The organism is Saccharomonospora halophila 8 (assembly GCF_000383775.1).
Classification (GTDB): Bacteria; Actinomycetota; Actinomycetes; order Mycobacteriales; family Pseudonocardiaceae; genus Saccharomonospora; species Saccharomonospora halophila.
Genome location: NZ_KB912566.1, coordinates 61,438 through 69,640, shown reverse-complemented (window position 1 = coordinate 69,640; position 8,203 = coordinate 61,438). Strand labels below are relative to the sequence as shown.

General features: G+C 73.0%; 6 protein-coding genes. 2 read left to right on the top strand and 4 right to left on the bottom strand.

Going from position 1 to position 8,203, the window contains the following annotated elements:
* Positions 1–105: 105 nt before the first annotated feature.
* Entirely contained in the window at positions 106–858 is a 753-nt protein-coding gene (locus SACHA_RS0115485; protein ID WP_019811174.1) for a PP2C family protein-serine/threonine phosphatase, read from the bottom strand.
* A gap of 194 nt (positions 859–1,052) precedes the next feature.
* Here SACHA_RS0115485 and SACHA_RS0115480 point away from each other — a divergent pair, with 194 nt between their 5' ends.
* Together SACHA_RS0115480 and SACHA_RS0115475 are read left to right on the top strand one after the other, a co-directional pair.
* Positions 1,053–2,531 (top strand): MFS transporter, encoded by a 1,479-nt coding sequence (locus SACHA_RS0115480; RefSeq protein WP_028663230.1) that lies wholly within the window; start codon positions 1,053–1,055, stop codon positions 2,529–2,531.
* Positions 2,532–3,065: 534 nt separating this feature from the next.
* The gene (locus SACHA_RS0115475; RefSeq protein ID WP_019811172.1) at positions 3,066–5,021 is read left to right on the top strand and encodes an acyl-CoA dehydrogenase family protein; all 1,956 of its coding nucleotides are present in this window, start codon (positions 3,066–3,068) and stop codon (positions 5,019–5,021) included.
* 47 nt (positions 5,022–5,068) lie between these two features.
* On the opposite strand, the gene SACHA_RS0115470 is transcribed toward SACHA_RS0115475, so the two are convergent.
* From SACHA_RS0115470 to SACHA_RS0115460, 3 genes are all read right to left on the bottom strand, one after another.
* Positions 5,069–5,743: a DedA family protein gene (locus tag SACHA_RS0115470; RefSeq protein ID WP_019811170.1), complete on the bottom strand. Its 675-nt coding sequence runs from the start codon at positions 5,741–5,743 to the stop codon at positions 5,069–5,071.
* A 149-nt stretch (positions 5,744–5,892) separates the two neighbouring features.
* Positions 5,893–6,900, bottom strand: coding sequence for a lipoyl synthase (gene lipA / locus SACHA_RS0115465; protein ID WP_019811168.1), 1,008 nt, complete (start codon positions 6,898–6,900; stop codon positions 5,893–5,895).
* 36 nt (positions 6,901–6,936) lie between these two features.
* Positions 6,937–7,923: an oxidoreductase gene (locus SACHA_RS0115460; protein ID WP_019811167.1), complete on the bottom strand. Its 987-nt coding sequence runs from the start codon at positions 7,921–7,923 to the stop codon at positions 6,937–6,939.
* Positions 7,924–8,203: the final 280 nt, after the last annotated feature.

Sequence of the window (8,203 nt, the reverse complement as noted above, 5' to 3'; positions counted from 1 at the left end):
TGGCGGCGCGGCACGGCCCACTGACCGGGTCCCGGTGGTCGCCGGGGCACCGGACCGCGGGTCGCCGGTGTCGGGCGGGTGCCGGACGGTGCCCGCCCGACACCGTCATCCCCCGGGAGCGACCCGCACCACGACACAGGTGATGTTGTCCGGCCCCCCCGCGTCGTTGGCCAGGTCGATGAGGGAGGAGACCACGTCGTCCGGTTCGCCGGCCGAGGCGAGCACCGATCCGATGCGCTCGACGGGGACGACGTCGGTCAGCCCGTCCGAGCACAGCAGGTACGTGTCGCCCGGTTCGGCCGTGTACCCGGCGACGTCCGGTTCCGCCGGGACGCCCGCCAGCAGGGCACGCACCAGCACGGACCGGCTGGGGTGGCGTTCGGCCAGTTCCGGGCTCATCCGCCCCTGATCGACCAGGGTCTGCACCATCGTGTGGTCGCGGGTGAGCTGGGTGAGTGTGTTCCCGCGGAGCCGGTAGCAGCGCGAGTCGCCGATGTGCGCGAGGGAGAACCGCGGGGGTGCCCACAGCATCGCCGTGAGGGTCGTGCCCATACCGCTCAACGCGGGATCCTCACCCACCTGCCGGTCGAGGCGCTCGACGGCGTCGGCGACGGCCGCGGCGAGCTCCCCGTCGAGGTCGGTCCCGCTGAGGTCGGGCTCGGTCAACCGGGCGTCCAGGTCGCGCATCGCCGCGATGGCCTGGGCGCTGGCGACCTCCCCCGCGGCATGGCCGCCCATACCGTCGGCGACGGCGTACAGCCGGGTCGTCGCGTAGGCGGCGTCCTCGTTACCGTCCCGCTGCCGTCCGACGTCGGAGCCCGTGGCGGAGCGAAGGGTGAGGGCCTCGTCGTGTGTCATGTGTGCAGTGAACCATTGGTCGTGGGGCCGCGAGTGCCGACAGTGCGGGATTCGTCCGGTTCTCGCGTCCGGGCCGGGTGTCGGCGACCAGGCTACGGCGTCCGATCCCGCCGCCGGAGCCGCCCTGCCCACGGGGGGTCGGCTCCGGGCTCGCGGTGAACACGCGCTCCCGTCCCTGGAATACCGTGGGCGGGGTGGCGTCCCATTCTCCGTCCGGTCCCGAAGCCGTGCCCGAAGCCTCCGAACCCGATCCGCGTCGGTGGCGTGCACTCGCGGTGACCCTGACGGCGGGCTTCATGTCCCTGCTGGACGTCAGCATCGTCAACGTCGCGCTCCCGTCGATCCAGCGCGGTCTGGACGCCTCCACGGCCGGGGTGCAGTGGGTTGTGTCCGGTTACGCCCTGACGTTCGGCCTGGTCCTCGTCTCCGGCGGCAGGCTGGGGGACGCGGTCGGCAGACGGCGGATGTTCCTGATCGCGCTGTCGGCCTTCATTCTGACCAGCGCACTCGCCGGGGCGGCGGTCAACGAGCTCATGCTGGTGCTGGCGAGACTGCTCCAGGGGGTCGCCGCGGGACTGCTGACCCCGCAGAACAGCGGGCTGATCCAGGAGCTGTTCCGCGGTGCGGAACGGGGGCGCGCGTTCGGCGCGTTCGGGACGACGGTCGCGATCTCCACCGCGGTCGGCCCCGTGCTCGGTGGGCTCATCATCGCCCTGTTCGGGGCCGACCAGGGCTGGCGGTGGGTGTTCTTCGTCAACGTCCCCATCGGGGCGGTGGCGTTGTTCCTGGCGGCGCGCCTGCTGCCGCCGTCCGCGCCGCGGGGGCGCCCGGTGCGTTCGCAGCTCGACTACCTCGGGATGGTGTTGCTGGGCCTGGCCGTGCTGGGGGTGCTGCTGCCGCTGGTCCGCTCCGAACAGGACGGTCTGCGTCAGCTGTGGTGGATGCTGCCGCTCGCGGGGGTGGTGGGGGTCCTGTTCGTGTGGTGGGAGCGCCGCGTGCTGGCGCGGGGCGGCTCCCCGCTGCTGGACGTCCGGTTGTTCACCCGCACCCCCGGCTACGCCACCGGGGCGGCCATCGCGACGGTGTACTTCACCGGCTTCGCCGGGATCTGGTTGGTCTTCGCGCTGTTCTTCCAACAGGGGCTGGGGTACACGCCGCTGGAGTCGGGGCTCGCGGTCACGCCGTTCGCCCTCGGGGCGGCGGTGTCTGCCGCCGTCGCGGGGAGGCTGGTCGCCCGGTGGGGGCGGAAACTGACGTTGCTGGGGCTCTCGCTGGTGATGGTCGGCCTGGGCACCGTGGCGGCGATCGCGCCGCACACCGCGCCCGCGACGGCCGGGTACGTGGTGGCCGCCCCGCTGCTGCTGGCCGGGCTCGGCGGCGGCATGGTGATCTCGCCGAACACCACCCTGACCCTCGACCGGGTCCCCACCCGGATGGCCGGTGTGGCCGGGGGCGCCCTGCAGACCGGGCAACGGATCGGCACGGCGGTCGGGGTCGCGGTGCTCGCGTCGGTGTTCCACGCGGGAATCGGCGCGGGCGGATACACCACCGCGTTGGGGTGGGCGATGGTGTGTTCGGTGACCCTCACGGCGGTGGCGTTGACCCTGGCGACCGCCGACCTCCGCAGGCATCGTGACCGCACGTTGACCGAGGAGACACACACCGTCAGCTGAATTGCTCCGTCAGGGTGACATCCGCGGCTCTGCCCCGCAATCCAACTGGCGGAACGTCGACTGCTCGGGTAAGGCTGAAACCGGTCTTTCCCGCACCGGCACACCGATCCCCGGACCCGTCGTGGTGTCCGCGGTCGGCGAGGTCCGTCACCGGTATCCCGTCCCGGCGGTCGAGGGGGGCCGAACGGGGCGGTGGGGAAGACGATCCCGTCCGGGTGAGTCCCGACAAGGAAGGGGACGGGGCTCACCCGGACCCTCCGCACCGGTCCGGAGGCCGTGTCGGACCGTCCGGAGGCCGCGTCGGACACGGCGGCTGCGTGGCCCCGGCGTAGTGGTGGCCCCGGAGTGGTGCCGTGGCTCCGGAGTGGTGCCGTGGCCCAGGCGTGGTGCGTCCGGGGGAATCCGCGCGGCACCGGGTTTCCCCGGGGCGGTGGCGGACTACCCCCGGGTAACACCATGGTCGCCGGGTGACGTCGCGGCCCGCCGGGCCCACCCGTCGCCGGACGGCCACCCGACCCCGGAAGAGGTGGTCCGATGGCCGAGCATCCGCACGTCACCGAGGGACAGGCCCGGCAGGTCGCCGAGCAGGCCCGGGAGCGCGGCTGGACGAAACCGTCGTTCGCCAGGGAGCTGTACCTCGGGCGGCTGCGCCTCGATCTGATCCGGCACACACCGGTCGGCCCCGGATCGGGCCCCGAAGGCGGGGACACACCCGCCGCGGAGGCGTTCCTCGCCCGGCTGCGGGCCTACTGCGAGACGCTGGACCCGACGGTGATCGAACGGGAGGGCCGCATCCCGGACACCTACGTCAAGGGGCTCACCGAACTCGGCTGCTTCGGTGTCAAGATCCCCGAATCCCACGGCGGACTCGGCCTGTCGCAGCTCACGTACAACCGGGCCCTGATGCTGGTCGGCTCGGTGCACTCGTCGTTGAGCGTCCTGCTGTCCGCCCACCAGTCGATCGGCGTGCCCGAACCGCTGAAGCTCGCCGGGACACCCGAGCAGAAGGCCGAGTACCTGCCGCGGTGCGCCCGGGGCGCGGTATCGGCGTTCCTGCTCACCGAGCCGGACGTCGGTTCCGACCCGGCGCGGCTCGGCACGACGGCCACCCCCGTCGACGACGGTGCGGCCTACGAACTCGACGGCGTGAAGCTGTGGACCACGAACGGGGTGGTGGCCGAACTCCTCGTCGTCCTGGCCCGGGTGCCCCGGACCGGGGGACATCCCGGAGGCATCACCGCGTTCGTCGTGGAGGCGGACAGTCCGGGCATCACGGTCCGGCAGCGCAACACCTTCATGGGACTGCGCGGCATCGAGAACGGCCTCACCCGGTTCGACCGGGTCCGGGTGCCGCGTGCCAATGTCGTCGGGAGTGAGGGGGACGGGCTGCGGATCGCACTGGCCACCCTGAACACCGGACGGCTGTCGGTTCCCGCCTCCTGCGCGGGTGCCGCCAAGTGGGCCCTCGGGATCGCACGGCAGTGGTCCGCCGAACGGGTGCAGTGGGGCAGGCCGATCGGGGAGCACGAGGCCGTCGCCCGCAAGGTCTCGTTCCTCGCGGCCACGACGTTCGCGCTGGAGTCGGTCGTGGAGCTCTCGGCACGGATGGCCGACGAGGGACACGGCGACATCCGGATCGAGGCCGCGCTGGCGAAGCTGTGGGCGAGCGAACGGGCCTGGGAGATCGCCGACGAACTGGTGCAGATCCGGGGCGGGCGCGGCTACGAGACCGCCGAGTCGCTGGCCGCCCGCGGGGAACGCGCAGTGCCCACCGAGCAGCTCCTGCGGGACATGCGGATCAATCGCGTCTTCGAGGGATCGACGGAGATCATGCACCTGCTGATCGCGCGGGAGGCGGTCGACGTCCATCTCACCGCGGCGGGCGAGCTCGTCGACCCGGCCGTGGGGCCGCGGCGCAGAGCCGCCGCGGCGGTCCGTGCGGGTGGCTTCTACGCCCGGTGGCTGCCCCGGCTGGTCACCGGGGCCGGGCGGGTGCCGACCGCGTTCGCGGAGTTCGGCGACCTCGCCGGGCACCTGCGCTACGTCGAGCGTGCCGCGCGCAGGCTCGCCCGGTGCACCTTCTACGGCATGGTCCGGTGGCGGGCGGCGATGGAGAAGCGGCAGGCGTTCCTCGGCCGGGTGGTCGACATCGGGGCGGAGCTGTTCGCGATGACGGCGGCGTGCGTCCGGGCGGAGACGCTCGGCGCCGACGACCCGGACCGCGGACGGGAGGCGCACGAACTCGCCGACGCCTTCTGCGCGCAGGCGCGGTTGCGGGTGGAGGGGCTGTTCGGCGCGCTGTGGACCAACACCGACCGCGGTGACCGCGCGCTGGCACGGCAGGTCCTCGCCGGGCGGTACACCTGGCTGGAGGAGGGGGTGCTCGATCCGAGCGACGGCACCGGTCCGTGGATCGCCGACGGCGCCGGGCACGCGGGGACGGCGGACCGGGGTGGTGTGGCCCGTCGTTTCCTCCCCACGACCCGCTGAAACCGCCTTCGGCGCTTCCGGATCGGTCCGGCGCGCGGACACGGCGGTCAGTCGCGGTCGTCGCCGTGATCCGGGGATTCGGGGACGGGCTCGCCGGACAGGGCGGCCAACGCCTGGGCGGTCCTGCGCCGCTTGTACCGGACGACGGCGAGCACACCCACGACGCCCAGCGCCACGACCACGGCGGTGCCGCCGGTGCTGAGTGTGTTCTCCACCCGCCGGGCGGCCTCCCCCAGGGCGGCGCCCAGGCTGATGTGCACCAGCGACCAGCACGCCGCACCGGCGACGACGGCGGGCAGGAACCGGCGGTAGGGCAGTCCGGCGGTGCCCGCCGCCGCGGGGGTCAGTGTGCGGACCACCGGCAGGAACCGGGCGAAGAACACCGCCCACGCGCCCCGCCGGCTCAGGATCGCGCACGCGCGGTCCCAGGCGTCGCCGCCGTAGCGCTGGACGAGCCGGGTCTCCCGCAGGCGCGGTCCGTAGCGCCTGCCGAGGGCGTAGCCGATCGAGTCACCGATCCCCGCGGCGACCGTGACCACGCCCCACAGCACCAGAAACCGGGGCACGCTCGTGGCGGTCGTCGCGGCGATCAGCAGGCCCGACTCCCCGGGGGCGATGAAACCGAGACCGACGGTGCACTCGAGCAACACCAGCAACCCGGTGGCGCCGACCAGCGCGGGTTGCGGCAGGCTCTGCAGCCAGTCGAGAACCTCGGTTACCACGGATGCCCCCCTGTGGTCGCGGTGCCGGCCCGCCGGAACCGGTCATGTCGAATCCGACGACGGTATCGCCCGTGCCGTTTCGCCCTTCCCGGGGATTCCCGGAAGTGACCGGTCCGTGCGGCGGGGATCCGGCTCCCCGCGTCGCCCGGTCAGCGTTGCCGCGCCAGGACGCTGCTCGCCTCCTGCGCGGCCGGGGCCGCCGCGGCCAGATGGTCCAGGTTCTCCGGCAACGGCTCGCCACGGTGCTGCTTGGTCTTGGCGAACAGCTTGCCCGCGCGGTACGACGACCGCACCAGCGGCCCCGCCATCACGCCCGCGAAACCCAACGACTCGGCGGTCTTCGTGTGCTCCACGAACTCCTCCGGCTTGACCCAGCGGTCCACCGGGTGATGCCGCGGGGAGGGACGCAGGTACTGCGTGATGGTGAGGATCTCGCACCCCGCGTCGACCAGGTCCTTCATGGCGGGCTCGACCTCGTCCGGGGTCTCGCCCATGCCGAGGATGAGGTTGGATTTGGTCACCAGACCCGCCTGCCGGGCGCGGCGGAGCACGTCGAGCGAGCGTTCGTAGCGGAAGCCCGGTCGGATGCGCTTGAACACGCGCGGCACGGTCTCGGTGTTGTGCGCCAACACCTCCGGCTCGGAGCCGAACACCTCGGCGAGCTGGTCGTCGTCGTTGTTGAAGTCGGGGATGAGCAGCTCGACGCCGGTGCCCGGGTTCAGCGCGTGGATCTGGCGCACCGTCTCGGCGTAGAGCCAGGCACCCCCGTCCGGGAGGTCGTCCCGGGCGACCCCGGTCACGGTCGAGTAGCGCAGGCCCATGGCCTGGACGCTCTCGGCCACCCTGCGCGGCTCGTCCACGTCCAGGTCGGCGGGCTTGCCCGTGTCGATCTGGCAGAAGTCGCACCGCCGGGTGCACTGGTCACCACCGATGAGGAAGGTCGCCTCACGGTCCTCCCAGCACTCGTAGATGTTGGGACAGCCCGCCTCCTCGCAGACGGTGTTCAGACCTTCGCGCTTGACCAACCCCTTGAGCTCGGTGAACTCCGGCCCCATGCGGGCGCGGGTCTTGATCCAGGACGGCTTCTTCTCGATCGGTGTCTGGCTGTTGCGGACCTCGAGCCGCAGCAGCTTCCGACCCTCCGGCACCACAGTCACGGGCCCCACCCTACGCGGGAGGTGCCGGTGGATCGACTACGCGGGATCCGGGGTGACGCCCGTCAACTCCGCGGTCAGGTCCCACAGGCCGGCACCCGTGACCCGGTCGAGTGCACGGCGTGGTGGCCTGTTCACCCGCGGGTGCCCGCGGAGTTCGCCCGGCCCGTCCGGCCCGACGTAATCCCCTCCGCGCACCTCCCCCGCGGTGGCGGCGTGCAGCTGGGGCAGCGTCCCGATGCGGGCGCTCTGCCCGAACAAATCCGCGACCCGGGCTCCCGCCCCGACCACCGCACGCGCCACCGGATTACCGTGCGAGCGGGCCATCGAACCCGCCAGCCCCGTGGTGGTGTATCCGGGGTGTGCGGCGACGCTGGTCACCCCGGGCGCCCCGTCCTCCCCGGCGGCGGCCGTGCGCAGCCTGCGGTCGAGTTCCACCGCGAAGACCAGGTTCGCCAGTTTCGACTGCGCGTACGCGGTGGCGGGGTTGTAGCGGCGTCGTGCGAAGTGTGGGTCGCGCAGGTCGATCCGGCCGCGCAACGCGGCGAGGCTGGACACGGTGACCACCCGGGCGTCGCGGCCACCCCGCAGGGCGGGCATGAGCAGCCAGGTGAGGGCGGCGTGCCCGAGGTGGTTGGTGCCGAACTGGGTTTCGAACCCGTCGGCGGTCGCACCGCGCGGCGTGCCCATCAGTCCCGCGTTGTTCAGCAGCACGTCGAGCGCACCGTCGGTGCGCTCGGTCACCGTCCGGGCCGCCGAGCGCACCGAGTCGAGGTCCGCCAGGTCCAGCGGGACGAGCTCGGGCCGGACCCGGGCGAGCGTCTCGACCTCGGCCAGCGCCCGCCGCCCGCGGTCGGCCGACCGGCAGGCCAGCAGCACCCGGGCACCCCGCTCGGCGAACACCGTGGCACTGCGCAGACCCAGGCCGGAGTTCGCTCCGGTGATCAGTACGGTGCGCCCGCTCTGGTCGCCGAGGTCGTCCTCGTCCCAGCCCCGACGAGCCCCCGAACCCCCGAAAACCGCCATCCGGCCACCCTACCGACACACACCGCCGCCTGATCAACTCCCGGCGCCCCACCCCGTGGGGCTGTGCCGTGAAGGCCTCCCTGCCTGCCCCCAGTGCCGTGAAGGACTCCTTCCCTGCATCCGACGCAGCGAAGGGGTCCTTCACGGCACACCCCCGAAAGCCGTGGGTCAGCCGGTCGGGGCCAGCTTGCGGAGCCAGCCCGTGAGGGCCGCGGTGGGGGAGGTGGCGCGGCGGGCCCGGTCGCGGTCCCGCATCAGCGCCACGAGGGTGGCGCCGACG